This window comes from Tersicoccus sp. Bi-70 (assembly GCF_001968825.1).
Classification (GTDB): Bacteria; Actinomycetota; Actinomycetes; order Actinomycetales; family Micrococcaceae; genus Tersicoccus.
Genome location: NZ_MIEU01000011.1, coordinates 502,087 through 527,708 on the forward strand (window position 1 = coordinate 502,087; position 25,622 = coordinate 527,708).

At 72.3% G+C, this 25,622-nt stretch carries 23 protein-coding genes; 14 read left to right on the forward strand and 9 right to left on the reverse strand.

Annotation, left to right across the window (positions count from 1 at the left end; genetic code table 11):
* Nucleotides 1-60 precede the first annotated feature (60 nt).
* The 3 genes from BGP79_RS08915 to ccsB all read left to right on the forward strand — a co-directional run bounded on the left by BGP79_RS08915 (nt 61) and on the right by ccsB (nt 3,556).
* The gene (locus tag BGP79_RS08915) at nt 61-771 is read left to right on the forward strand and encodes a cytochrome c biogenesis CcdA family protein (protein WP_076694826.1); all 711 of its coding nucleotides are present in this window, start codon (nt 61-63) and stop codon (nt 769-771) included.
* A gap of 110 nt (nt 772-881) precedes the next feature.
* Complete coding sequence (locus BGP79_RS08920; protein WP_076694828.1) at nt 882-2,507, forward strand: cytochrome c biogenesis protein ResB; 1,626 nt, start codon at nt 882-884, stop codon at nt 2,505-2,507.
* Nucleotides 2,507-3,556, forward strand: a complete 1,050-nt coding sequence (ccsB, locus tag BGP79_RS08925; RefSeq protein WP_076694627.1) for a c-type cytochrome biogenesis protein CcsB — start codon at nt 2,507-2,509, stop codon at nt 3,554-3,556. Before BGP79_RS08920 ends, ccsB begins: the two co-directional genes overlap by 1 nt.
* Nucleotides 3,557-3,798: 242 nt before the next feature.
* Here the strand turns inward: ccsB and BGP79_RS08930 are convergent, their stop codons facing one another.
* The gene (locus BGP79_RS08930; protein ID WP_076694629.1) at nt 3,799-4,257 is read right to left on the reverse strand and encodes a PLD nuclease N-terminal domain-containing protein; all 459 of its coding nucleotides are present in this window, start codon (nt 4,255-4,257) and stop codon (nt 3,799-3,801) included.
* 83 nt (nt 4,258-4,340) lie between these two features.
* Between BGP79_RS08930 and BGP79_RS08935 the strand changes: the two genes are divergently transcribed.
* Nucleotides 4,341-4,802 (forward strand): DUF4229 domain-containing protein, encoded by a 462-nt coding sequence (locus tag BGP79_RS08935; protein WP_076694630.1) that lies wholly within the window; start codon nt 4,341-4,343, stop codon nt 4,800-4,802.
* A gap of 35 nt (nt 4,803-4,837) precedes the next feature.
* Here BGP79_RS08935 and BGP79_RS08940 read toward each other — a convergent pair whose 3' ends face one another.
* The 3 genes from BGP79_RS08940 to BGP79_RS08950 are packed head-to-tail and all read right to left on the reverse strand — an operon-like array spanning nt 4,838 to nt 7,948.
* On the reverse strand, nt 4,838-5,719 hold the full coding sequence (locus tag BGP79_RS08940) for a 1,4-dihydroxy-2-naphthoate polyprenyltransferase (RefSeq protein ID WP_076694632.1): 882 nt from the start codon (nt 5,717-5,719) through the stop codon (nt 4,838-4,840).
* A gap of 2 nt (nt 5,720-5,721) precedes the next feature.
* On the reverse strand, nt 5,722-6,957 hold the full coding sequence (locus BGP79_RS08945) for an AMP-binding protein (RefSeq protein ID WP_076694633.1): 1,236 nt from the start codon (nt 6,955-6,957) through the stop codon (nt 5,722-5,724).
* Between the two features lie 16 nt (nt 6,958-6,973).
* Nucleotides 6,974-7,948, reverse strand: coding sequence for a 1,4-dihydroxy-2-naphthoyl-CoA synthase (locus tag BGP79_RS08950; RefSeq protein ID WP_076694830.1), 975 nt, complete (start codon nt 7,946-7,948; stop codon nt 6,974-6,976).
* A gap of 110 nt (nt 7,949-8,058) precedes the next feature.
* On the opposite strand from BGP79_RS08950, the gene BGP79_RS08955 reads away from it, so the two are divergent.
* Nucleotides 8,059-9,012: an L-lactate dehydrogenase gene (locus BGP79_RS08955; RefSeq protein WP_076694832.1), complete on the forward strand. Its 954-nt coding sequence runs from the start codon at nt 8,059-8,061 to the stop codon at nt 9,010-9,012.
* Nucleotides 9,013-9,300: 288 nt separating this feature from the next.
* Here BGP79_RS08955 and BGP79_RS08960 read toward each other — a convergent pair whose 3' ends face one another.
* Together BGP79_RS08960 and BGP79_RS16605 are read right to left on the reverse strand one after the other, a co-directional pair.
* Nucleotides 9,301-10,227 (reverse strand): hypothetical protein, encoded by a 927-nt coding sequence (locus BGP79_RS08960; RefSeq protein WP_076694635.1) that lies wholly within the window; start codon nt 10,225-10,227, stop codon nt 9,301-9,303.
* 252 nt (nt 10,228-10,479) lie between these two features.
* Complete coding sequence (locus BGP79_RS16605; RefSeq protein WP_076694636.1) at nt 10,480-11,913, reverse strand: ABC transporter permease; 1,434 nt, start codon at nt 11,911-11,913, stop codon at nt 10,480-10,482.
* A 141-nt stretch (nt 11,914-12,054) separates the two neighbouring features.
* Here BGP79_RS16605 and BGP79_RS08970 point away from each other — a divergent pair, with 141 nt between their 5' ends.
* The 4 genes from BGP79_RS08970 to BGP79_RS08985 all read left to right on the forward strand — a co-directional run bounded on the left by BGP79_RS08970 (nt 12,055) and on the right by BGP79_RS08985 (nt 15,840).
* Entirely contained in the window at nt 12,055-12,666 is a 612-nt protein-coding gene (locus tag BGP79_RS08970; protein ID WP_076694638.1) for a TetR/AcrR family transcriptional regulator, read from the forward strand.
* A gap of 323 nt (nt 12,667-12,989) precedes the next feature.
* Nucleotides 12,990-14,186, forward strand: coding sequence for an acetyl-CoA C-acyltransferase (locus tag BGP79_RS08975; RefSeq protein WP_076694639.1), 1,197 nt, complete (start codon nt 12,990-12,992; stop codon nt 14,184-14,186).
* Nucleotides 14,187-14,188: 2 nt separating this feature from the next.
* Nucleotides 14,189-14,977, forward strand: coding sequence for an enoyl-CoA hydratase/isomerase family protein (locus tag BGP79_RS08980; RefSeq protein WP_076694641.1), 789 nt, complete (start codon nt 14,189-14,191; stop codon nt 14,975-14,977).
* Entirely contained in the window at nt 14,974-15,840 is an 867-nt protein-coding gene (locus BGP79_RS08985; RefSeq protein WP_076694642.1) for a 3-hydroxyacyl-CoA dehydrogenase family protein, read from the forward strand. The genes BGP79_RS08980 and BGP79_RS08985 overlap by 4 nt, the downstream gene beginning before the upstream one ends.
* 105 nt (nt 15,841-15,945) lie before the next feature.
* Here BGP79_RS08985 and BGP79_RS08990 read toward each other — a convergent pair whose 3' ends face one another.
* Entirely contained in the window at nt 15,946-16,323 is a 378-nt protein-coding gene (locus BGP79_RS08990) for a hypothetical protein (protein ID WP_076694644.1), read from the reverse strand.
* A 100-nt stretch (nt 16,324-16,423) separates the two neighbouring features.
* On the opposite strand from BGP79_RS08990, the gene BGP79_RS08995 reads away from it, so the two are divergent.
* A complete protein-coding gene (locus tag BGP79_RS08995; protein ID WP_076694645.1) occupies nt 16,424-17,410 on the forward strand; it encodes an aldo/keto reductase in 987 nt (328 codons plus the stop codon).
* Between the two features lie 130 nt (nt 17,411-17,540).
* Nucleotides 17,541-18,467 carry a 5'-3' exonuclease gene (locus BGP79_RS09000; RefSeq protein ID WP_076694647.1) on the forward strand — a complete coding sequence of 309 codons (927 nt, stop codon included), beginning with the start codon at nt 17,541-17,543 and terminating at the stop codon, nt 18,465-18,467.
* On the opposite strand, the gene BGP79_RS09005 is transcribed toward BGP79_RS09000, so the two are convergent.
* On the reverse strand, nt 18,445-19,728 hold the full coding sequence (locus BGP79_RS09005; protein WP_076694648.1) for an MFS transporter: 1,284 nt from the start codon (nt 19,726-19,728) through the stop codon (nt 18,445-18,447). The genes BGP79_RS09000 and BGP79_RS09005 overlap by 23 nt on opposite strands.
* 116 nt (nt 19,729-19,844) lie before the next feature.
* Here BGP79_RS09005 and BGP79_RS09010 point away from each other — a divergent pair, with 116 nt between their 5' ends.
* A complete protein-coding gene (locus tag BGP79_RS09010; RefSeq protein WP_076694650.1) occupies nt 19,845-20,414 on the forward strand; it encodes a helix-turn-helix domain-containing protein in 570 nt (189 codons plus the stop codon).
* Here BGP79_RS09010 and BGP79_RS09015 read toward each other — a convergent pair.
* Complete coding sequence (locus BGP79_RS09015; protein ID WP_076694651.1) at nt 20,411-21,898, reverse strand: helix-turn-helix domain-containing protein; 1,488 nt, start codon at nt 21,896-21,898, stop codon at nt 20,411-20,413. The genes BGP79_RS09010 and BGP79_RS09015 overlap by 4 nt on opposite strands.
* Before the next feature lie 138 nt (nt 21,899-22,036).
* Between BGP79_RS09015 and aceA the strand changes: the two genes are divergently transcribed.
* Together aceA and aceB are read left to right on the forward strand one after the other, a co-directional pair.
* A complete protein-coding gene (gene aceA, locus BGP79_RS09020) occupies nt 22,037-23,368 on the forward strand; it encodes an isocitrate lyase (protein WP_076694653.1) in 1,332 nt (443 codons plus the stop codon).
* Between the two features lie 305 nt (nt 23,369-23,673).
* Nucleotides 23,674-25,314, forward strand: coding sequence for a malate synthase A (gene aceB, locus BGP79_RS09025; protein ID WP_076694654.1), 1,641 nt, complete (start codon nt 23,674-23,676; stop codon nt 25,312-25,314).
* The last annotated feature ends 308 nt before the right edge of the window (nt 25,315-25,622 follow it).

Genomic DNA, 25,622 nt, shown 5'->3' on the forward strand with positions numbered 1-25,622 from the left:
GGTCCGCTGAGCGTTCCCGCCGCGGCCAACTCCTTCGCCGAGGCCGCCTGGGGCGGGTCCATGCTCGTCGCCGTGCCCGTCGCGATGCTCGCCGGGCTCGTCTCCTTCGCCTCGCCGTGCGTGCTGCCCCTGGTCCCCGGCTACCTCGGCTACGTGACCGGCCTGACCGGCGCGGACCTGCAGGACCACCGCCGCGGCCGCGTCCTCGCCGGCGTCGGGCTGTTCGTGCTCGGGTTCTCCGTGGTGTTCGTGCTGATCGGCGCGGTGTTCGGCCAGGCCGGCGCATGGCTGAAGGGCGCCCCCTGGGTCTCGCAGCTGCTCGGCCTCGTCGTCGTCGTGATGGGCGTCGTGTTCATGGGCGGCTTCGCCCGGCTGCAGGGGGAGCGGCGCATCCACGCCCGCCCGCCGGCCGGCCTGTGGGGAGCCCCGGTGCTCGGTCTGACCTTCGCGCTCGGCTGGGCGCCCTGCATCGGCCCGACGTTCGCCGCCGTCCAGGCCCTCTCCTTCTCCGACGGCGCCGGCGCCGTCCGCGGCGCGTGGCTGACCCTGTTCTACTGCCTCGGCCTGGGCGTGCCCTTCCTGCTGATCGCCCTGGCCCTGCGCCGCAGCGCGAGCGCGCTCGCCGTCCTGCGGCGGCACCGGCTGGCCATCCAGCGGATCGGCGGGGGCCTGCTCATCGTCGTCGGCCTGCTCATGGTCACCGGGGTGTGGAACACCTGGGTGGCCGCCCTGCAGGCCTGGTTCTCCGATTCCGTGAGGTTGCCGATTTGACACCGCAGAAGACCGATCCGACCACCGGCGACGCGTCCGCGTCCGCTCCCGGGGCCACCGCCGCATCCCGCGGGTCCCGTGGCGGGTCCGCGCGCGACGGCGGTCCCGCGCTGCCGCGGCTCGGCTTCCTCGGCTCCCTGCGCTGGGCCTGGCGCCAGCTGACCAGCATGCGCGTGGCGCTGATGCTCCTGCTGCTGCTGGCCGTCGCCGCCGTGCCCGGGTCGATCTTCCCGCAGCGGCCGTCGAACCCCGCCACCGTCACCGCGTACCTGCAGAACAATCCGGTCACCGGGCCGTGGCTCGACCGCTTCCAGTTCTTCGACGTGTACGCGTCCGTCTGGTTCTCCGCGATCTACCTCCTGCTGTTCGTCTCGCTGATCGGCTGCGTGGTGCCGCGCAGCATCGCGCACCTCAAGGCGCTGCGCCAGCCGCCGCCGAGGACGCCGCGCCGGCTGTCCCGGATGCCGCAGTACGGCACGCTCGTCGTGCCGGCCGAGGCGGGGACCGGCGCCGCGGACGTCGCGCGCCGGGCCGCGGCGGTGCTCAAGCGCCGCGGCTACCGGGTGCGGCTGCAGGACCTCGACGGGGACCGTCCCTCCGCGGCGGCCGAACGCGGCTACCTGCGCGAGACCGGCAACCTGATCTTCCACACCGCGCTGATCGGGGTGCTCGTCTCCGTCGCCGTCGGCGGCCTGTTCGGCTACCGCGGGCAGCGGACCCTCGTCGAGGGCGACAGCTTCGTCAACACCCTCGTCGGCTACGACTCCTTCAACCCGGGTACCAACTTCGCGGACGACCACCTCGACCCGTTCTCGCTGCAGCTGGACAAGTTCGACGTCACGTTCGACCGCGAGTCCACCTCCCACTACGGGCAGCCGATCGACTTCAACGCCCACCTGACGACCCGCGAGACGCCGTCGTCGTCCCCGGTGAAGCACGACCTCAAGGTCAACTCCCCGGTGGAGCTCGGCGGCAGCAGCGTCTACCTGGTCGGCAACGGGTACGCGCCGGTCGTCACCGTGCGCGACGGCGAGGGCAAGGTGGCGTGGAGCGGCCCGGTGGTCAGCACCCCGACCGACGCCATGTACACCTCGGCCTTCGTCCTCAAGGTGCCCGACGCGAAGCCCCAGCAGCTCTCCTTCGTCGGCTTCTTCCTGCCGACGGCGGTGGCCGGCGCGGACAAGGTGGCCTTCTCCGGGGACCCGGATCCGCTGCTGCCCCAGCTCAACCTCAACTCCTTCAAGGGTGACCTCGGGCTGAACAACGGGGTGCCGACCTCGGTCTTCGCCCTGGACACCTCCAAGCTCACCCCGGTCAACGCCCGCAACCTCCCCGCGGGCGGCATCGTCCTCGACGGGTCGCGGGCCACGCAGAAGCTGCCCGGCGGGCTCGGCTCCATCACCTTCGAGGGCGTCAAGCGCTACATCGCCATCGACGTGCGGCACGACCCGGGCCAGATCGGTGCGCTGGTGTTCTCCACCGCCGCGCTGCTCGGCCTGATCGGCTCCCTGTTCGTGCCCCGCCGTCGCGCGTGGGTGCGCGCGGGCCGGGCCGAGGACGGCCGCGTGATGGTCGAGTACGGGCTGCTCGCGCGCGGCGAGGACCACCGGCTGGAACGAGCACGCCAGGCCCTGGGCCAGGCGCTCGACGACGACCTGGTGGCCGATCGCGCGCGGAGCGGGAAGAATGACGCCGGGGGCAACACCGGCGACGATCGTCGAACGACAGGACTGTGATGGGAATCAACGAGACCCTCGGCCAGTACAGCGAGCTGTTCATGCTCTCGGCCGCGTTCGTCTACCTCGTGGCGTTCGTCGCCTTCGCGTGGGACATGGCGTCGAGCTCGAAGACTCTGCGCGCCATCGACGCGCGCGCCGCGGCGGCCGCGACCGAGCGCACCCGTGAACGCACCCCGGCGATGGCGGGCGGCGGCGGCGAGCGGCCGGTGCACCCCGCAGGCACGGGTCCGGACGGTCACGTGCAGGCCGACACCGTGCCGCGCGAGGACCTGCGCTACACCGGTGCTCGTCGCCGGGCGGCCCGGATCGGGGTCGCCATGACGACCCTCGCGTTCGTCATCCACGCCGCCGCGGTGATCACCCGTGGCGTGGCCGCGGCCCGGGTGCCGTGGGGCAACATGTACGAGTTCTGCACGACCGGCGCCCTCATCGTCGCCGGGGTGTTCCTTCTCTTCCTGATCCGCCGCGACCTGCGCTTCCTCGGCACCTTCGTCGTCGGTCTCGTGCTCATCATGCTGTGTGCGGCCACCATCGCGTTCCGCACGCCCGTGGCGCACCTGATCCCGGCGCTGCAGAGCTACTGGCTCGTCATCCACGTCTCCGTGGCGGTGTTCTCCTCGGCGCTGTTCACGCTCTCCTTCTGCATGAGCGTCCTACAGCTGCTCCAGGCGCGTCGCGAGGCCGCGATCGCGGAGGGCCGCACGCCGCGGATGTCGTTCCTCGGCCGCGTGCCCACCGCGCTGACGCTGGAGAACGGCGCCTACCGGATCAACGCCGTCGGCTTCGTGTTCTGGACCTTCACCCTGATGGCCGGTGCGATCTGGGCCGAGCACGCGTGGGGCCGGTACTGGGGCTGGGACCCCAAGGAGGTCTGGACCTTCGTCATCTGGACCGTCTACGCCGGCTACCTGCACGCGCGGGCGACCCGCGGCTGGACCGGGACGCGGGCGGCCTGGCTCTCGATCGTCGGCTACCTGTGCGTGATCGTGAACTTCACCATCGTCAACACGGTCTTCGCGGGCCTGCACTCCTACTCGGGACTGTGAGCCGCTGATCGGATCCTGCCGAGCAGGGTCCGCCCGGACATGACGGAAGCCCCCGCCCGGGTTCGGGCGGGGGCTTCGTCGTCGGTGGGTGTGGTCGGTGCCGCTTCTCCCGGATCGCTCACGGTTCGCATCTGATCCCACCGAGCGGCGGTGCATTCCGGGACGGGGTGCTCTGTCCCGATCGAGGGCCGCACTGTTCGGGACCAGATGGGAGTGGTCGCGGCGGCAGTGGAGCCCGCTGGTCAGGAGCCGGTGACCTCGTCCGGTCCGGTGCCGGCGGACCCCTGCGCGGGGTTGTGGCCGTTGCGGTCGGGACGCTGATCGCGGTGCGGATCCGCGGCCGGACGCTCACCCTCGGGCTTCGGCGTCTCCGCCGCACGCTGCGCCGCGGCCCGCTCCGCCGCACGATCGGCGGCCTGCTGGGCCGCGCGCTCCCGGCGACGACGCTCGGCGAGGTCGGAGAGGAAGCGGGGGTCGTCGTCGGGCGCCAGCGGCCGGGCGATCGGAGCGGCCGACGCGGGCACGGCCTGCGGCCGGCCGAAGAGGAACCAGAGGACGATGCCGATGACCGGCAGCACCAGGATGACGAGGAACCAGATCCCCTTCGGCATGGCTCGCACGTGGTTGCCGTCGGACCGCACACAGTCGACGAGCGTGTAGATCATCGCGATCGCCAGCAGGGCGAACGGCAGGTAACGCATGCCGAGAGTGTAGTCGCGGCGTCTGGATGTCGGCTGGGTGATCGCCGACCGGCTCGACGAGGACCGGCGACTAGAATGGCGCGGTGGCTCTTCTGAAGTATTCCGCCGCCCGGCTCGGCCTCGTCGTCCTGATCTTCGTGCTCGGCCTGCTGCTGCACCTCGGCGTCGTGATGTCGATGATCGTGGCGCTCGTCGCCTCGTTCTGCATCAGCTACCTCTTCTTCGGGCGGATGCGCGACGCCGCCGCCTCGCAGGTCGGCAACCGCATCACCGGTCGCACGGGCCGCCGCTCGCGGACCGAGCTGGACGACGCCGCCGCGGAGGACAGCTACTGGGACGACCACGAGCAGACGGCCGAGCCGGCCGAATGGACGGCCGGCACCGACGCGCGGGCGCAGGGCAGCACCGCCGTCGGCACCGACCCCCACAGCGGCACGACCCACGGCGCGGACGACGGTGCCGTTCGGCATGACGCCGGTCGGGATGACGCCGGTCGCGCTGACGCTGTCCAGGACGACTCCGTGCAGCGGCGCCGCGGCGCCTGACCCCGTCGTCGTCCCGTCGGCATTCCGCGGGTCCGTCAGACGGCGAGGTCGAGCAGGATGCCGACCGTGAACAGCACGCTCCAGGCGAGGTTGATGATGCCCGTCTGCTTGAGCACGGGAATGAGCTCGGCCCGTTCGGTGGCCGTCAGCACCCGGCGGCAGGCGGGGACGCACACCGGGGCCAGCAGCAGCACGATCAGCAGCCACGGGTGCGCCGGCGCCACGGTCAGCACCAGCAGCAGAGCGACGGCGAGCATCCCGACGTAGGTGGTGCGGGCCGCGCGGTCGCCGAGCCGCACCGCCAGGGTGCGCTTGCCGACCTCGCGGTCCGTCGGGATGTCCCGGATGTTGTTGGCCATCAGCAGGGCGGTCGCGATCAGTCCGGTGGCGACGGCGGCGACGACGGCCGGCCCGCTGATCGTCAGGGCCTGCGTGTAGGTGGTGCCCAGCGCGGCGACGAGCCCGAAGAACACGAACACGAACACCTCGCCGAGGCCGTGGTACCCGTAGGGGCGTGACCCGCCGGTGTAGTACCAGGCCGCCACGACGGACGCGGCGCCGACCAGCAGCACCCACCAGGTCCCGCTGAGCACCACGAGGAGCAGCCCCGCGACCATGGCCGCGCCGAAGCAGGCGAAGGCGGCGCGCTTGACCGCGGCGGGGGAGGCGGCCCCGGAGCCGACCAGGCGCAGCGGGCCGACCCGGGCGTCGTCGGTGCCGCGGATGCCGTCCGAGTAGTCGTTGGCGTAGTTGACGCCCACCTGCAGGAGCAGGGCGACGACGAGCGCGAGCAGCGCCCGCACCGGGTGGAACGCCCCGAGCCCGGCCGCCGCGGCGGACCCGGCGATCACCGGAGCCATCGCCATCGGCAGGGTCCGCAGCCGCGCTCCCTCCACCCACTGGGCCGTGGTCGCCACGCTCATGCCTCCTGTCCGGCCCGCGGGGCCGTCGTCGTCGTTGCTGGTGTCGTCGCTGTGGTCAGCTGCCGGATCATCCGCTGCCGGTCGGGTTTGCCGGTCTGGAGCATCGGCAGGGCGTCGGTGACGCGCAGGATCTTCGGGGTGAGCCGGGCCCCGAGCCGTCCGGCCACGTAGGCGCGGACCGCCTCGGGTGTCGCCGAGCCCGCGACCCAGGCCGCCACCTGCTGGCCCCACACCGGGTCGGGGAGGCCGGTGACGAACGCGTCGCGCACGCCGGGCAGTTCCTCGATGGTCTGCGCCAGGACGGTCGCGGAGACCTTGAGGCCGCCGGTGTTGATGACGTCGTCCGCGCGGCCGGTGACGGTGAGAACGCCGTCCGTCAGGGTGCCGGTGTCGCTGGTGGTGAACCAGCGGGTCCCGTCCCGCTCCGTGAAGGCCGCGGCGGTGCGCACCGGGTCGCCCAGGTATCCGCCGGCGACGACGGGGCCGCCGAGCCGGATCACGCCGTCGGCCAGGTCCACGCGGACCCCGGCCAGGGCCACGCCGTCGTACACGCAGCCGCCGCAGGTCTCGCTCATCCCGTAGGTGGTGATCACCCGGGCACCGGTGTCGCGGACGCGGCGCAGCAGGGCCGCATCGGCACGGGCGCCGCCGAGCAGGATCGCGTCCAGTGCGCCGAGCGCGGCCGCGTTGGCCGCCCGTTCGGCGTCGTCGACGGGCCGGCCGGGAGCGCCGTCGATCAGCAGGGCGAGCTGCGCCGGCACCATCGAGGCATAGCGGCGGGCGCCGTCCAACCCGGACCCGTCCATCCGGTCCACCGCGGCGCGGAAGGCGGTGCCGTCGAACGGCGCGTCGTCGGGGACCACCACGGGCCGGGTGCCGTCGAGGATCGAGCGGGAGAGCACCTGCAGGCCGGCGACGTAGTGTCCGGGCAGGGCGAGCAGCCACTGCCCGGAGCCGCCGAGGACGGCGCGGGTGGCGTCCGCGGAAGCGTGCAGGGCCGCGGCGGGCAGCAGGGTGTGCTTGGGGGCGCCCGTCGACCCGGAGGTGGAGACGATCGCCGCGGTCCCGTCGGGCACACCGGTTCGCTCGGCCAGGGCCGTGACGGTGGCGAGGAGTTCCGGGTCGGGGGAGGCGACCACGGCGGGGCCGCCGTCCAGTGCCGCCGCGAGCGGGCCGAGCAGGGCGAGCGGGTCGGTACCGCGGGGGGTGTGCAGGGAGGTCAGGCCGGTCACGGGTGCGCGCGCCGCCTCAGAAGTAGTGCGGGAAGCGCGACCAGTCCGGGTCCCGCTTGGCCAGGAACGCGTCGCGGCCCTCGACGGCCTCGTCGGTCATGTAGCCCAGCCGGGTCGCCTCTCCGGCGAACACCTGCTGGCCGAACAGGCCGTCGTCGGGCAGGTTGAAGGCGAACTTGAGCATGCGGATCGCCTGCGGGGACTGCCGGGCGATGTCCGCGGCGTACGCCAGGGCCGTGCGCTCGAGGTCCGCGTGGTCGACGGCCTCATTGACGGCGCCCATCCGCACCATGTCCTCGGCCGAGTACTCCCGGGCGAGGAAGAAGATCGCGCGGGCGGCCTTCTGGCCGACCTGCCGGGCCAGCAGGGCCGAGCCGTACCCGGCGTCGTACGAGCCCACCGTCGCGTCGGTCTGCTTGAACTTGCCGTGCTGGCGGGAGGCGATGGTCAGGTCGCAGACGACGTGCAGACTGTGACCGCCGCCGGCCGCCCAGCCGTTGACGACGGCGATGACGACCTTCGGCATGGTCCGGATCAGGCGCTGCACCTCGAGGATGTGCAGCCGGCCGGCCCGGGCCGGGTCCACGGTCTCGGACGTCTCGCCCTCGGCGTAGCGGTAGCCGTCCCGGCCCCGGATCCGCTGGTCGCCGCCGGAGCAGAAGGAGTGGCCGCCGTCCTTGGGGGAGGGGCCGTTGCCGGTCAGCAGCACGGTGCCGACGTCGGGCGTCATCCGGGCGTGGTCCAGCGCGCGGTACAGCTCGTCCACGGTGTGGGGGCGGAAGGCGTTGCGCACCTCGGGCCGGTCGAAGGCGATGCGCACGGTCGGCAGGTCCGTCACGACGGCGCCGTCGGCGTCGCGCTCGACCTGCCGGTGATAGGTGACATCGGTGAAGTCGAAGCCCTCGACCACCCGCCACTGCTGCGGGTCGAAGAGATCGGAGACGGAGGCGGGGAGCTGGTCCCGCCGCGGGGGGTTCGGCTCGCCTGGCATCGTCACCCCGCAAGTCTAGTAGCGCGGCGATGGCTCCCTTTTCTAGGCTGATGACCGAGCCGCCCGGTGCGGACGGCCCCGGCTCCAGCCTCGAGAGGGAGTGGATCGTCATGAGCACGCTGCCCCGGACGAAGCTCGCGATCATCGGCGCCGGGGCGGTGGGGACCGCGCTGGCGTACGCCGCCCTGATCCGCGGCTCCGCGCGAGAGGTGGCCCTGTTCGACGTCGCGACCGAGAAGGTCGAGGCCGAGGTGCTGGACCTGGCGCACGGCACCCAATTCACCGGTTCGTCGACCATCATCGGCGGCGACGACATCGGGGTCGTCGCGGGCGCCGACGTCATCGTCATCACCGCGGGGGCGAAGCAGCAGCCCGGCCAGACGCGGCTCGACCTCGCCGGCGCCAACATCGCCATCCTGAAGACGGTGCTGCCCCGGTTGCTCGAGCAGGCGCCGGACGCGGTGTACGTGCTCGTGACCAACCCGTGCGACGTCCTCACCGTCGCCGCCCGGCAGATCAGCGGCCTGCCCGCGCACCGGGTGTTCTCCTCGGGCACCGTGCTGGACACGTCCCGGCTGCGTTGGCTGATCTCGCAGAAGGCGGGCGTCTCGACGTCGAGCGTGCACGCGACCATCGTCGGCGAGCACGGGGACAGCGAGTTCCCGCTGTGGTCCAGCGCCACGATCGGCCTGGTGCCGATCCGTGACTGGACCGTCGAGGGGCGGCAGCTGTTCACGTGGGAGTACCTCGAGCAGCTCACCGACCAGGTGGTCAATGCGGCGTACACGGTGATCCGCGGCAAGGGCGCCACCAACTACGCGATCGGGCTCTCGGGCGCGCGGATCGTCGAGGCGATCCTGCGGCACGAGGACGCGGTGCTGCCCGTCTCGAGCGTGCTCGACGACTACGCCGGCATCTCCGGCGTGGCCCTGTCCGTGCCGACCGTCGTGGGCGGCAACGGCATCGAGCGGGTGCTCGAGGTGCCGGTGAACGGCCGGGAGCTCGGCCTGCTGCGGGACTCGGCGGAGACGCTCCGGCACTCGCTGGCCGGCCTCGGCTTCTGAGGACTGCGGCGGCCACTCGCGCGGCCGAGGCGCACGCGGCACCTGGGTCACTCGCCGAGTGTGCGGTTGCCGGCCTCATTCGGGCCGAATGGGTGCGTTATCCGTCCACTCGGCACGGCCAGTTGAGCCTCGCGTCGTCGAGTGTGCGGTTGGCGGCCTCATCCGAGCCGATGGATGCGTTATCCGCACACTCGGCAGTCGTGACGATGTGTCGAATGAGCGGTTGGCGGCCCTATTGGGTCGGATCAGGTGCGTCAGCCGTCCACTCGGCGGGGGACGCAGTGACTCTCATCCGAGGCGGGCAGCCTGGGCTCGGAGCGCCGCTTCGATCTTGACGACAGCGCGAGAGGCCGGGCCGGAGCGGTGGCGGACCTGAACGCGCAGGTCGTCGGCGCTGATCCGGACCTCGACCCAGCCTGCGGCCGCGGTCAGATCGGCGCGTTCGATGTCGAGCCGGTGCTGGTGAGGGTCGGCGTGATGGGCGCCGTCGTACTGGACACTGACCCGATGTCGCCGGAAGGCCAGGTCGGGGAAGACGGGGCGTCGACCACCCGGCGCGACGAGGACGACGTTCAATGCGGGCTCGGGCAGCCCCGCTCGGACGAGGTCGAGCCGAAGCTGCGTCTCCGGTGCCGAGTCGCTTCCGACCCGGACGAGGGCGAGAGCTGCTCGGGCCGCCCGCACCCCTCGGACATGCGCATCGGCGCACCGTTCGACCAGCCGCTCCGGCGTGCTCAGCGTGCGACGGGTCGATGGTCGTCCGCCAGGGTGTGCACACACGATGGCGTCCCCCAGGATCACGAGTTCGTCCTCCGCGAGGAGGGGCGCGAGGTCGAGGAAGGTCCGCTCGGGGGTCGACACCGTCCAGCGGCCCACCCGGCGGACATCCTCGGGCGGCAGCCTGGTGCGATGGGCGACGACGCCGCGGCGACGGATGTGTGGAGTAGCTCCGTCCGTCGCCGAAAGGCTGAGGTGGACACGGCGGTCGCCCGCCAGGCGAAGCGGCAGAGGGAGTTGCCACCACAACGCAGCGGTCTGGTGGCTGACGACGGCGTCACCGTGCAGCGCGAGCAGGCTCCGCGCGTCCGCGAGCGGGTCGGGCTGCGTCGTCGAGCGCCTTCGCAATGATCTCGACGGCGCGACGAGGTCGTCGCCGCGGAGTCGCCCGATGGTGACGCCGAGGTCGAGCGCCTGATCGACGGTGAAGCTCGCCACCTGCAGCGCCGGTGGAAGCGGTCGTGCCAGTCTCATCGGCACAGCATGGCCGCTGACGCCGTCGGCCGCGCGGAGTTATCCACAGGGGATCGGCGACACGGCGCGCCGAGTGTGCCCCGTGTGCGACTGGCTCGCACATCCGCGTCGAGTGTGCGGTTGGCGGCCTCACTCGGGGTGAATGGGTGCGTTATCCGCACACTCGGCGAGAGGCGGGGGCGGGGACGGCGACGGCGAGCCGCGCCGCCCCACACCTCAGACCTGCGCGACGTGCCGGCCGTGCGACGGGGTGACGGCAGCCGAGTCGTCGGCGGCCGGCCGGGACTCGGCGGCGGGCCGGTCGGTCGAGTTTGCGTCCGCCACGCCACCGGTCCGCCCACCGGCGACCTCCGTGGCCCCCTCCAGGTGCACGGTCTCCTCATTGCGGTGCCGGCCGAGCACGGCCAGCAGGACGCCGGCCACCGACCAGCACGCCAGCACCAGCCAGCCGTGCGTCGTGCTCGCGTCGGGGAAGTAGGAGAGGTCGCGCAGCAGGTTGCCCGTGGCGCCCGGCACGAACCACTGGCCGATGGCGCCCCACGCCCACGGCAGGAACTCCGGCGGCGACGCCAGCGAGGACAGCGGGTTGCCGACGAACATGGTGAGGATCGCGCCGATCGGGATGCCCGCGCGGCCGATCAGCGACTCGAGGCCGACGATCGTCATCGCCGTCGCGAACAGGCCGAGGCCCATCGCCAGCCAGTTGAGCAGGAACGGGCCCGGGAGCAGGCCGAACCAGGGCTGCATGATGAGGATCAGCACGAGGCCGCCCACGAGCGCGTAGGTCCCCGCGGCCGCGATCCGGCGACCGAATCCGGAGATCAGCAGCGCGACGATGAGGCCGCCGATCATCCCGCCCATGGCGAGGGGCAGGCCGAGCAGGCCCAGTCCCGTCCCGCGGGGATCGCCCGAGCTGAGCGGGGCGACGTCGCTGATCGTCACCGACGGCTTCGGGGCGGCGGTCACCGCGGCGGCGGCCGCCGTGGCTGCGCTCTTCGCGGCCGTCGCCTGCTGCTGGGCACCGGCCAACTGGCCGGAGAACGCGGCCCACGCCGGCCCGGCGTGCGACTGCGGGGTGGGGAACTGCTGAGCGGCGACCCGCTGCAGCGTCCCGGCGACCGCGGCGGCAGCCGCTGCCTTCGCGCCGTCCTGCGCCGCCGTGCGGGCGAGCGCCGTCTGGGACGTGATCGCGTCCCGCTGCAAGCCCTGCCCGATGGTCGCCACCTTCTGCGCGACGAGCTGGGTCGCCACGGGGGAGGCCGCCGACGCCGTGAGCACCTCGAGGGAGGAGCCCGAGACGACGAACGCCGCGTACGCCTCGCGGTGAGTGAGGGCCGCGCGGGCGTCGTCCTCGGTGGCGGCGTCGCGGACGTCGAAGCGACCGTCGTCAGTCAGGGTGCGGTGCAGCGTGCTCGCGGCGTCCCCGGAGCCCACGACGACGACCGGCAGATCCTTGACGCTCGAGGTGACCGTGGGCCAGACGAAGGCGAGCAGCACAATGGCGACGGCCGCCGCGGCACCGAGTCCGGCCATCATCGTCACCCGCCACCGGGTGCGGGCCGCGGGAATGCGTGCGGCCGGCGTCCGCGGTGCGGAGGTGTGCGGCGCTGCGGAGGCGTCTGCCGGAGCGACAGGGGTGGAGGTGGTCATGGTGGTGGTCCTCGATCGAGCACGGCGCCGGCGGTGAGCCACCGCATGCGGCACGGTAAAAAGAATGGTTGTTCTCTATTAGGCCACGGAGCGCTCAAGTTATCAAGAACGGTCGTTCTGTTTCACGGGTACGCTGGTCACATGCCCCGCGTCAGCGATGCCCATCGGCAGCAGATGATCGATCGGATCACCGAAGCGACCCTCGACCGTGCGCGGGAGCGGGGGCTGCACGAGATCTCGATGGCGGACATCATCGAGGCCTCCGGCCTGTCCGCGGGTGCCATCTACGGGTACTTCTCCGGCAAGGACGAGCTGCTCCGCGCCGTCGCCCACCGCGCGTTCGAGGTGCGCCTCACCGCGCTCGCCGTCGCCTCGCAGGAACGGCCCGTGCGGCCGCCCGCGGACGTGCTCGGCGAGCTGCTGAGCACCCTCGCCGCCCCGCGGGACACCGGGCTCGTGGTCCAGGTGTGGGCGCTCGCGACCGTCTCGGAGCCGATGGCGCAGCTCGCCCACGAGGCCTACGGCCGGGTCAGGGCGGCCGTCGCCGACTACCTGGCGGCCTGGTTCTCCGCCGGTGCGGACGGCCCGGGGCTGTCCGACGCCGCCGCCCGGCGACGCGCGGGCGTGCTGACGCCGGCGATCGTGGGACTGCTGCAGGCGTGGATCCTGCGTCCCGTCGTGGCGCCCGACCAGGACCAGGACTACGAGGACGCGACGCACGCCGTGTTGACGGCGATCGCCGCCGCCGGCTGATCCGACCGAGCCGGCTGATCCGACCAAGCCGGCTGATCCGACCGAGCCGGCTGATCCGACCGACCGAGCGACCCGGGGCGTCCCTGCACGAGGCGACGGCTGCTGCCGACGTCGCCAACCGGCCCGACGGCCGCTGACCGACCGGGGATCAGGTGTCGCATCGGATGCCTGCCGGCCTCGGCCCGCGCCGTCATCGCGTCATGACATTGACCCGCTCCTGACCCCGTGACATTCTTGAACGATCGGTCGGTATTTCGTCGGAGGACACCCGTGTGCCCGCGACGGGACAGCGACCCGCCCAGCAGCTGGACGAAGGAGTTCTCATGCCCGAAGCGTTTCTCGTCGGCGGTGCGCGCACCCCGGTCGGCCGGTACGGCGGCGCCCTCTCGTCCGTCCGGCCCGACGACCTGGCCGCCCTCGTCGTCAAGGAGGCCGTGCAGCGGGCCGGCATCCCGTCCGAGGCCGTCGAGGAGGTGATCCTCGGCAACGCCAACGGCGCCGGTGAGGAGAACCGCAACGTCGCGCGGATGGCGTGGCTGCTCGCCGGCTTCGAGGACAGCGTCCCGGGCATCACCGTCAACCGTCTCTGCGCCTCCGGCATGAGCGCCATCATCATGGCCAGCCACATGATCAAGGCCGGAGCCGCCGACATCGTCGTCGCCGGCGGGGTCGAGTCCATGTCCCGCGCACCCTGGGTGATGGCCAAGCCGACGACGGCGTTCGCCAAGCCCGGCGACGCCTTCGACACCTCGATCGGGTGGCGGTTCGTCAACCCGATCTTCCAGGCGCAGGAGAAGACGACCTACTCGATGCCGGAGACGGCCGAGGAGGTCGCGCGCGTCGACGACATCAGCCGCGAGGACGCCGACGCGTTCGCCGCCGGATCCCAGGAGAAGGCGCTCGCCGCCATCGCCGCCGGCCGGTTCGCCGACGAGATCGTCCCCGTGACCGTCAGGACCCGCAAGAGCGAGACCGTCGTGGACACCGACGAGGGCCCGCGCGAGGGCACGACCGTCGAGGTGCTGAGCAAGCTCCGGCCCGTCGTCAAGGGGGGCTCCGTGGTCACCGCGGGCAACGCCAGCTCCCTGAACGACGGCGCCTCTGCGATCGTCGTCGCCTCCGAGGCTGCCATCGCGAAGTACGGCCTGACGCCGCGGGCCCGGATCGCCGACGGCGCGTCCGCCGGTGTGCCGGCCCCCATCATGGGCATCGGCCCGGTCCCGGCCACGCACAAGGTGCTCGACCGCACCGGCTGGAGCCTCGACGACCTCGGCGCCGTCGAGTTGAACGAAGCCTTCGCGACCCAGTCGCTCGCCTGCATCCGTCGCCTCGGCCTGGACCCGTCGATCGTCAACAACGACGGCGGCGCCATCGCGCTCGGCCACCCGCTCGGCTCGTCCGGCTCCCGCATCGCCATCACCCTGCTCGGCCGGATGGAGCGCGAGGGCGCCGACAAGGGCCTCGCGACCATGTGCGTCGGCGTCGGTCAGGGCACGGCGTTGCTGCTGGAGCGGGTGTGAGCATGACCGACGACGCCGCCGACTACACGACGCTGCTCGTCGACGAGCGGGAGGACCGGCTCCACGTCGCCCTCAACCGTCCCGAGGTGCGCAACGCGATCGACGCCACCATGGTCGCCGAGCTGCACGACGTCTGCGCCCGACTCGAGCGCGACCCCCGCATCCTCCTCCTCTCCGGCACCCCGGCCGCGGAGGGCCGCAAGGGCATCTTCGCGTCCGGCGCGGACATCGCCCAGTTGCGGGAGCGCCGCCGGGGGGACGCCCTGGCGGGCATCAACTCCGGCATCTTCGTCCGCATCGCCCAGCTCCCGATGCCGGTCATCGCCGCGTTGGACGGCTACGCCCTCGGCGGCGGCGCGGAGCTCGCCTTCGCCGCCGACTTCCGCCTCGGCACGCCGAGCGTGAGGATCGGCCAGCCCGAGCCCGGGCTCGGCATCACCGCCGGGGCTGGGGCCACCTGGCGGCTGAAGGAACTGGTCGGCGAACCGCTGGCCAAGGAGATCCTGCTGGCCGGCCGCATCCTCGACGCCGACGAGGCCCTCGCGGCCCGGCTGATCACCGAGGTGCACGAGTCCGCGGACCTGCTCGACGCCGCGCACGCCCTCGCCGACCGGATCGCCGCCCAGGACCCGCTCGCGATCCGGCTCACCAAGACCGTCTTCCACGCCCCGCGCGAGTCCCACCCGGTGATCGACACCCTCGCCCAGGGCATCCTCTTCGAATCCGACGCCAAGTTCGCCCGCATGGACGCGTTCCTCGCCAAGCGGGCCTCGAAAGGACAGCAGGCATGAGCACCACCAGCATCCCCACCTCCCTCCCCGCTCGCGTGGGGGTCCTCGGGGGCGGCCGGATGGGCGCGGGCATCGCCCACGCGTTCGTCCTGGCCGGTGCCGACGTGGTCGTCGTCGAGCGTGACGAGGCGGCCGCGACCGCGGCGCGGGAGCGGGTCGAGTCCTCGCTGAAGGCCTCCGTCGATCGCGCGACGACGCAGGACGACCTGGCGACCCTGACCGGGCGGCTGACGGTCTCCACGGACTACGACGCCTTCACCGGTCGCGGCCTGGTGGTCGAGGCCGTGCCCGAGGACATCGGCCTGAAGACGACGGCGCTGACCGAGGTCGAGAAGCGGCTCGGCGCCAACGCCTGGCTGGCCACGAACACCTCGTCCCTGTCCGTGGACGACCTGGCGGCCAACCTGCGCCACCCCGAGCGGTTCTGCGGGCTGCACTTCTTCAACCCGGTGCCCGCCTCGGGCCTGGTCGAGGTCGTCATCGGCGAGCGGACCGGTGACGAGTTGACCGGCCTCGCCCCCGCCTGGGTGCGCGAGCTGGACAAGACCCCCGTCGTCGTCCGCGACGCTCCTGGCTTCGCGTCCTCCCGCCTCGGCGTCACCATCGGTCTGGAGGCGATCCGGATGCTCGAGGAGGGTGTCGCCTCCGCGGAGGACATCGACGCGGCGATGGTGCTCGGCTACAAGTACCCGATCGGCCCGCTCAAGCTCACCGACATCGTCGGCCTGGACGTGCGCCTCGGCATCGCCGAGTACCTCGCCTCCACCCTCGGCGACCGGTTCGCCCCGCCGCAGCTGCTGCGCGACAAGGTGGCCGCCGGGGAGCTCGGCAAGAAGTCCGGACGCGGCTTCTACGACTGGTGAGGCGTCACTGACGAGACCACGCGCGACGGCCCGGGCTGACCATCAGCCCGGGCCGTCGTCGTCGAGGTGGTGCCGGACGAAGAACCCCGGCTCAGAGGAACCGGCTCAGCCCGGCGCCTGGGTGAATGCACCGGGGTCGGACTTGCCGGACCCGCTCTCGCCGAAGGCGTCCTGCTCGAGCTGCTCGGTGCGCTCCTCGTTCGGCTCCGCCGACTCGCCGTCCTGCCCGGTGGTCCCGGTCGTGATCCCCGCGTTCTCGCCGCCGCTGGCGTCGGTGGCGTCGGTGGCGTCGAGCGGGTCCGTCGTGGCGTCCTCCGTCGAGGCACCGTCGGCGTGCACATGGAACCGGTCGTCCTCCACGTGCTTGGGGCTGCCGTCGGAGTAGGTCTCCGCGTCCCCGTACCCGTGCTCCTGCGCGTACTCGCCGCCGAGGTTGCGGCTCAGCCCGTCCGACGTCAGGCGCGACTCGTTCTCCTTGGACATGCGTCTCTCCCTCCGGTGGTGGGCCGGCGGCTTTCTCCGGCCCCTGATCGGCAGCATACTGAGGACGAAGGACGAGTGACAGACGACGAGAGGAGACGCCGTGAAGACGGTGGCATGGGGCAGCCAGGGGCTGCGAGCCAGCAACGAAGGACTCGGCGCGATGGGCATGAGCGCCTTCTACGGGCCGCGGGACGACGAGGAGTCGACCGCGACGCTCAACCTCGCCCTCGATCTCGGGGTCAGCCTGATCGACACGGCCGAGCTGTACGGGCCGTTCATCAACGAGCAGCTGATCGCCAAGGCGATCGGCCACCGCGCCGACGAGTACGCGTTGGCCACGAAGTTCGGCTCGGAGATCGGCGAGGACGGCAGCCGGGGACCGGTCAACGGCAGCCCCGAGTACGCCCGCACGGCGCTCGAGCGGTCGCTGAAGAACCTCCAGCGGGACCACGTGGACCTCTACTACGTGCACCGCATCGACCCGGACCGGCCGATCGAGGAGACCATCGGTGCACTGGCCGAGTTCGTCACCGAGGGCAAGGTCCGGTACCTCGGCATCAGCGAGGCGTCGCCGGAGACCATCCGCCGGGCCCACGCCGCCCACCCGATCTCCGCGGTGCAGACCGAGTACTCGCTGTTCCAGCGGGAGCCCGAGTCCAACGGCGTGCTGGCCGCCACCCGGGAGCTCGGCATCGCGTTCGTCGCCTACTCGCCGCTGGGCCGCGGCCTGCTGACCGGCGCGATCACCAGCCCGGACCAGCTCGCCGACGACGACTTCCGTCGCAACGCGCCGCGTTTCAGCGGCGAGAACATGGACGCGAACCTCGCCGTCGTCGCGAAGGTCAAGGAACTGGCCGACGCCCGCAAGGTCACGCCCGGGCAGCTCGCCCTGGCCTGGGTGCTCGCGCAGGAGTCCGTGGTCGCGATCCCGGGCACCAAGCGGCGCACCTACCTGCAGGAGAACGTCGCGGCGGCCGAGCTGGATCTCACGGCGGACGAACTGGCCGCGCTCGACGAGGTGGCCCCGGTCGGCGTCGCCTCCGGCGAGCGGTACGACGAGAACGGCATGCGCTCGGTCAACCACTGAGCGGCGTGCGCGTGACGGGCGACCGTCCGCTCCCCGTCAGCGCCGGTGGGGTGGCCGGTCGCCCGTCTGCGTCGGGGGCGCCTCACCGGCGCGGCTCGTGGGGGACGCGGCGGCATGCCATGATCACCGCATGGCCGATCGCCTCATGCTCCTGGACACCGCCGCGATGTACTTCCGTGCCTTCCACGGGCTGCCGGACTCCCTGAAGGCGCCCGACGGCACCAGCGTCAACGCCGTCCGCGGGCTGCTCGACGCCATCGCGCGGCTGGTCGGGGAGTACGAGCCGACCGAGCTGGTGGCGTGCTGGGACGCGAACTGGCGGCCGCACTGGCGCACCGCCCTCGTCCCCGGATACAAGGCGCACCGCGTGCGTCGCGAGGATCCCGACGGCATCGACGTCGAGGAGGTCCCGGACCTGCTCTCCCCGCAGGTGCCGATCATCCGGCAGGTGCTCGACGCGCTCGGCATCCCGATCGTCGGGGCGGAGGACCACGAGGCCGACGACGTCATCGCCACCCTCGCGACCACCTCCTCGGTACCCGTCGACATCGTCACCTCCGACCGGGACCTGTTCCAGCTCGTCGACGACGACGCCGGTGTCCGGGTGATCAACACCGCCCGGGGGATGAACAGGATCGAGGTCGTGACGGACGCCGTGATCCGGGAGAAGTACGGCATCGGCGCCGCTCAGTACGCGGACTTCGCGGTGCTGCGCGGTGACACCTCGGACGGGCTGCCCGGCGTCGCCGGCGTCGGCGAGAAGACCGCCGCCGGGCTGATCGCCGACCACGGCGACCTCGACGGCGTGATCGCCGCGGCGTCGGACGACCGCAGCGGCATGTCCCGGGGATCCCGCGCGAAGCTCACCGCGGCGGCCGACTACCTGGCCGCCGCCGCCCCGGTCGTGCGCGTCGTCCGGGACCTGGATCTCGGGGACATCGACGCCCGGTTGCGCCCGGTGACGGGGAAGCGCCGCGCCGCCGTGGAGGCGCTCGGCGAGCAGTGGAACCTCGGCGGCTCGGTCGGCCGGATCCTCACGGCCCTTGACGCCCGCTGACGTCGCTCGACGCCTCCGCTGGGCCGCGGACATCGTCAGCCGCTCCCGGCCGGACGTCGTCGGCCGGTGCGAGGGTGCCATGGGCGCGCGCGGCGTGGACTGTCACGAGGACGGTCGAGATCACCAGCAACGCGACCGACCCGAGGAGCGCCGCCCGCAGGCCGAGCAGGGCCAGCAACCCGCTGACGGCGATGACCCCGAGATTGTTGGCGGTGCGCAGGAGGGCGAAGAGTTCCGCGCGCCGGTGCGGGGGCGAGAGCCGGTCGACGACGAGCGAGTAGAAGGTGCCGAGCACCGGCAGCAGGAAGCCGATGAGGGCGGCCCCGGCCAAGGTCGCCGCGAGGTGGCCCCCGGCGAGGACCAGGCCGGCCGCGGCCGCCGTCACGGCGAGGTACGCGGCGACCGTGCCGAGCGCGGGGACACGGTTGCGGACGCTGACCCAGATCCCCCCGGTCACCGATCCCACGCACAGCGCCAGGGCGAACAGGAACGCCCAGCCGGCCTCGAGCCCGAAGGCGAGCGCAAAGGACACGGCGCCGACCTCGATCGCCGCGACCACGGCGCCGCTCGCCCCGGCACACAGGAGCCAGAGGGCGACTCCCCGGCCGATCGGCTCACGCGGGCGCCGCGGACGGGCCGGTTCGGTGGCCCGGGCGGGTGCCGACCCCGGGATGCGCGGGATCAGCAGCAGGGGGGCGACGCCGAGCGCGGTGACCGCTGCCAGGGCCCAGGTCGGTGAGATCGCTCCCAGGAGCGCGGCGAGGGCCGGAGCGACCGCGAAGGTGACCTCGTTCAGCGTCGCCGCGACCCCGAGCGCGCGGGGCAACCGGGCCGGCTCCACGAGGTGGTTGAGCAGCAGCCGCAGGAAGCCGTAGGCGGCGCCGTTGACCAGCCCGGCCGCGACGACCGGCACCGCCAGCCAGGCGACGGGTGCGCCCACCGCCGCGAGCACGGTCAGGACGGCGAGGGCGAGCGTCCGCAGCGCGATGAGGCCGCGCAGGTAGTGGACGCTGTCGAAGCGGGCGCCGAATCGGGCCACCGGGACGGCGCCGAGCACCTGGGCGGTGGTCATCGCGAAGACGAGCGCCGCGCCGGCGGTGGCCGATCCCGTGATCGCCAGGGTGACCAGGCCGAAAGCGATCGGTGCGGCGGCCTGCGGCACGCCGAAGGTCCCGTAGCCGATCTGCCAGCGCAGGACGTCCCCGCGGCGACGACGGGGTGCGCCGGCCCGCGCCGGGCTGGGCGCGGGAGCGTTCGTCATGTCGCCGCCGTCCCTCCTCGAGTGCCTGCTGGTATGAGCACTATAGTGCTCATGTTGACGATGTGAGCGCCGCGGGTGACCCGGCCGCCCGGGCGAGGACCACGAGTGAGGGGCGCATGAGCGAACAGATCCGGCCCGATGTGGCCCGTCTCGTCGGCGACCGCATCCGCACCCTGCGGACGGAACAGGGGTTGAGCGTGGTGGGACTGGCCGAGCGCAGCGGCGTCAGTCGCCGGATGCTCACCCAGGTCGAGCTCGGGCAGGCCAACCCCAGCCTCTCCACCGTCGACAAGATCGCCGGAGCGCTCGGCACCAGCTTCGCCACGCTCGTCGGCGTGCAGGACCGGCCCGCGCCGGACGGCGTCGAGGTCTGGTCCACCACGGCGGGCAGCTGGGCCTACCTGGTCAACGCCGTCGAGACGCCCGAGGCCACGGTCGAGCTGTGGACCTGGCACCTGGTGCGTGGCGACAGCTACGGCACCGGTCCGGCGGTGGGCGCGCCGCCGTCGATGGTGCACGTGAGCAGCGGCGAGGTGCGCGTGCGAGCGGGCGACGCGGAGCTGCGGATCGGCGAGCGGCACTCCGCACGCCTCGACGCCGACCAGGACCGGGCCTTCGAGGCCGTCACCCCCATCGCCGACTTCGTGTGGGTCGTGACGATCCCGCGGCGGCCGGGCCGGGACTAGCGTTCGGCCTGCGTCTGCAGGAACTCGTAGACCTCGGTCTCGTCCACCCCGGGGAACGCCCCCGGCGGGAGCGCCGCCATCAGGTGCGAGTGCGCCCGGGCGCTCGGCCACGCCTGCCCCGCCCACGTGTCCGCGAGGCCCGCCGGGGGCCGTCGGCAGCAGTCCGGATCCGGGCAGCGGGACACCGAGCGGGCCGTCGTCTCGCGGCCGCGGAACCACTTGACGTGCGCGTACGGCAGCCCGATGCTCAGCGAGAACAGGCCGCCCGCGCTGTGCTCGGTGCGTGCCGTGCACCAGTACGTGCCGGCGGGGGTGTCGGTGTACTGGTTGAAGGCCGAGAACTGGTCCGGCACGTCGAACACCTCGCGCGACGTCCAGTACCGGCACACCGGCTGGCCCTCGATCGCGCCCGTGTGGTCCGCGGGGAAGCTGACGCCGTCGTTCTCGTACGCCTTGTAGATGATCCCGGAGCGGTGCACCTTCTGGAAGTGCAGGGGGATGCCCAGGTGGTGGGTGGCCAGGTTCGTGAACCGGTGGGCGGCGGTCTCGTACGAGACCGCGAACGCGTCGCGGATGTCCTCGACGGCCAGCTCCCGGGCCGCCTTCGCCCGCTGCAGGAACGCCACGGTGGCGGTCTCGGGCAGCAGCAGGGCCGCGGCGAAGTAGTTCGTCTCCACCCGCTGGCGCAGGAACTCGCCGTAGTCGCTCGGCGTCCCGTGGCCGAGGACGTGGTGCCCGAGGGCCTGCAGCAGCACCGAGCGGGGGTCGTGGCCCTCGGCGTCGCCCCGCGGCAGGTAGATCCGCCGGTTCTTCAGATCGGTGACCGACCGGGTCGAGTGCGGCAGGTTCCCCACGTGGTGCAGCGTGAAGTCGAGGTGGCGCGCGATGTCCGCGATCACGTGCTGGGACAGCGGGCCGCCGGTGTAGCCGACGGCCTCGAGCAGGGAACCGGCCTCCTGCTCGATCGCGGGGAAGTAGTTGTCCCGCCGGCGCATCTCGCCCCGCAGTTCGGTGTTCGCGCGCCGCGCCTCCTCGGGGGTGGCGATCTGCTCCTCCAGCTGCCGTTCCAGCGCCCCCTGCAGCCCGACGATCGCCTCGAGCACCTCGGTCGACGTGCGGGGCCCGACGCGGATGGTCGGCAGGCCGAGCGACTGGTAGAGCGGCCCGCGCTGCGCCTTCTCGAGGGCGATCTCCAGGGCCGCTCGCCGGCTGGGCGGCTCGGCACCGAGCAGGTCGTCGAGGGTGACGTCGAAGGTCGAGGCGAGGGCGCGCAGCAGGCTCAGCCGCGGCTCGCGCTTGCCGTTCTCGATCAGGCTGAGCTGGCTCGGTGCCGTGCCGACCGCCGCCGACACCTGGTCGAGCGTCATCCCCCGGTGCTTGCGCAGGTACCGCACACGCCGGCCGAGGCTGATCACGTCCAGATCCGGCGCCGCTTCGCGGACGCGGCGGTCGGCGGGGTCTCGGTACCATCCGTCGGCGGTCATTTCTGCACTCTAGAGGAAGAACTGGCGTTCTTCGCAGCAATCTGTGGGTCAAGAGCCGCGCAGATCGAGAAAAGTGAGGATCACAGCAAGGCGCACCGCAGTACGAGCGCCGCCCGTATCGACGCGAAGGAGCATCCGATGAGCACGGATCCCCGTCCCACGAACGATCAGCCCACGACCCCGTCCCTCACGGAGCAGGCCGAGGCCCTGACGCTGGAGTGGGAGGCCGACTCCCGCTGGGACGGCGTCACCCGCGACTACACCGCCGAGGACGTCGTCCGGCTGCGCGGCCGGGTGCAGGAGGAGCACACCCTGGCCCGTCGCGGCGCCGAGAAGCTGTGGCGGACGCTCCAGGACGGACGAGCGGACGGCGGCTACGTCCACGCCCTCGGCGCCCTGACCGGCAACCAGGCGGTGCAGCAGGTCAAGGCCGGCCTGCAGGCGATCTACCTCTCGGGCTGGCAGGTCGCGGCCGACGCCAACACCTCCGGGAACACCTACCCGGACCAGTCGCTCTACCCGGTCAACTCCGTGCCGACGGTGGTCCGCCGGATCAACAACGCGCTGCTGCGGGCGGACCAGATCGAGTTCTCCGAGGGCAAGCGGACGGTCGAGGACTGGTTGGTGCCGATCGTCGCCGACGCCGAGGCCGGCTTCGGCGGTCCGCTGAACGCCTACGAGCTGATGAAGTCGATGATCGCCGCCGGCGCCGCGGGCGTGCACTGGGAGGACCAGCTGGCGAGCGAGAAGAAGTGTGGTCACCTCGGCGGCAAGGTGCTGATCCCCACGCAGCAGCACGTCCGCACCCTCAACGCCGCGCGGCTGGCCGCCGACGTGTCCGGCACCCCGAGCGTCGTCGTCGCCCGCACCGACGCCGAGGCCGCCACGCTGATCACCTCCGACGTCGACGAGCGGGACGTCCCGTTCCTCACCGGGGAGCGCACCGCCGAGGGCTTCTACACCGTGCGCAACGGCATCGAGCCGTGCATCGCCCGGGCGAAGGCCTACGCGCCTTACGCCGACCTGATCTGGATGGAGACCGGCACGCCGGACCTCGAGCTGGCCCGCCGCTTCGCCGAGGCGGTCAAGGCCGAGCACCCGGACCAGATGCTCGCGTACAACTGCTCGCCGTCGTTCAACTGGAAGAAGCACCTGGACGACGCGACCATCGCGAAGTTCCAGCGCGAGCTCGGCGCCATGGGCTTCACCTTCCAGTTCATCACCCTGGCCGGCTTCCACGCGCTGAACTACTCGATGTTCGACCTGGCACACGGATACGCCCGTGACGGCATGTCCGCCTACGTCGAGCTGCAGGAGCGCGAGTTCGGTGCCGAGTCCCGCGGCTACACCGCCACGAAGCACCAGCGCGAGGTCGGCACCGGGTACTTCGACCTCGTCTCCACGGCGCTCAACCCCACCGGCTCCACTCTGGCGCTGGTCGGCTCCACCGAGGAGGGCCAGTTCCACTGAGTCGCCGCACACCCGGAACCCGCTGAGCGCTCCTCGTTCGACGAGTCCGCCGAGGGCCGGTACCACCGACGACGTCGGAGGTGCCGGCCCTCCGGTCTGTCCGGCGCGGGCGGTGGCCTCCGTCCATCGCACTCACCCCGGCGGTGGCGGGGTGAGTGGATGCGCTACTCGACCTTCTTGCCCGACCGGGAAGAACGGCACTAATTCTCTCGAACTTCCGGGTGCAACGGCGGTACCGCTCCCGCAGTGTTGAAGGACGCGGAGATCTTCCGCTCGAGACGCGCAGTCGCAGGGAGGGAATCGAGATGAACCACATCAGCACCGAGGGTTGCACCATGAACGGCGTGACACTGCTCGCGCCGTCGATCCGACGGGAGGAGGAGGTCCTGACCGCGGACGCGCTGCGGTTCGTCGCCGCGCTCCACCGGGCGACGTTCGCCCGCCGGGACGAGCTGCTCGAGGCCCGGCGCGCGCGCCGTCGCTCGATCGCCCTGGGCAAGGACCCCGCCTACCGCGCCGACACCGCCACACTGCGCGCTGACGCGGAATGGCGGGTCGCACCGGCCGTGCCGGACCTGACCGACCGTCGCGTCGAGATCACCACCCCGGTGGACCGCGCGTCGACCGTCACCGCCCTGACGTCCGGCGCCAACGTCTGGCTGGCCGACCTCGAGGACGCGAGCGTGCCGACCTGGGAGAACGTGATCAACGCCCAGCTCAACCTGCACGACGGCCTGCGCGGCGCCATCCCCGAGCTCGACCCCGACGGGCCGCGTCCGACCGTCATCGTGCGTCCCCGCGGCCTGCACCTGCCCGAGAAGCACCTGCAGATCGGCGGCCGGCCCGTGTGGGGCGGACTGGTGGACATGGCCCTCTACCTGTTCCACAACGCCGACCACCTGATCAGCCACGGTTCAGGTCCGTACTTCTATCTGCCGAAGATCGAGTCGGCGGAGGAGGCGCGGCTGTGGAACGACGTCTTCGTGCTGGCGCAGAAGCTGCTGGGCCTGCCCCGCGGCACCGTCCGCGCCACCGTGCTGATCGAGACCATCACGGCCGCGTTCGAGATGGAGGAGATCCTGTACGAGCTGCGCGAGCACGCCGCCGGGCTGAACGCCGGCCGGTGGGACTACGTGTTCAGCATGATCAAGAACTTCCGGCAGCGTGGCCCCCGGTTCATCCTGCCGGACCGGGAGCGGGTGAGTATGAGTCAGCCCTTCATGCGGGCCTTCACCGAGCAGCTCGTCGCCGTCGCCCACCGCCGCGGTGCGCACGCCATCGGCGGGATGAGCACCGTCATCCCGGCGCCCGAGCACGGCGAGGAGAACGACCGGGCCCTGGCCCGCGTCGTGCGGGACAAGGAGCGGGAGGCCGAGGCCGGGTTCGACGGGTCGTGGGTGGCCCACCCGGGCCTGGTGCCGCTGTGCCGCGACGTGTTCGACGGCGTGCTGGGACAGGCCCCGAACCAGTTGGACCGGCTGCGTGAGGACGTCGAGTTCTCCGACCGGGCGCTGCTGGACGTGGCCGCGACCACGGGCAGCATCACCGAGGACGGCATCCGGGCCAACCTGCGGGTCGGGCTGCGCTATCTCGAGTCGTGGCTGCGCGGCGAGGGTGCCGTGGCCGTGGGGGACCGGATGGAGGACGTCGGCACGGCGGAGATCTCCCGCGCTCAGATCTGGCAGTGGATCCACTGTGAGGCGTTGACCAAGGACGGGGAGATCGTCACCGCCGACTACGTGGAGCGGCTGCTCGACGAGGAGGTCGACGCGCTCGAGCGATCCGCCGAGGACCGGTTCGACGAGGCGCGGGAGATCCTGGAGCGCTCGGCGATGCGCGCCGAGTTCCCGGACTTCCTCACCACCACCGCCTACGCCGAGTACCTGTGCCGTACCCGGCCGGTGCGGTGGGTGGAGGAGGAGATGGCCGAACTCGTCTCGGCCTGAGTCTGGCTCGTTGTCGCAGGGGCGTCGACCGCGTGGGTCGGCGTCCCTGCTTCGTTGTTCACGTCGTCCTTCTGAGTGGTCGGGTCCGGCGTGGGCCGGACCGTACACGGGGACTGGATCTCCCGGCGCTCGCAGAGCTCGCTTGGTCGACACGTCCCCTTTCGTGCGGTCCGGTCCCCGCCTGGCGATCGACGATCGGGACGGCGGTGGGGAAGGGTGCGTTGATTCTGACGGTGCGTGGGTGGGATGAGTTCAGGGAGCGTTGGTTGGGTGCGACGAGAGTTGCTGGGGAGGGTTGGTGACGTGGG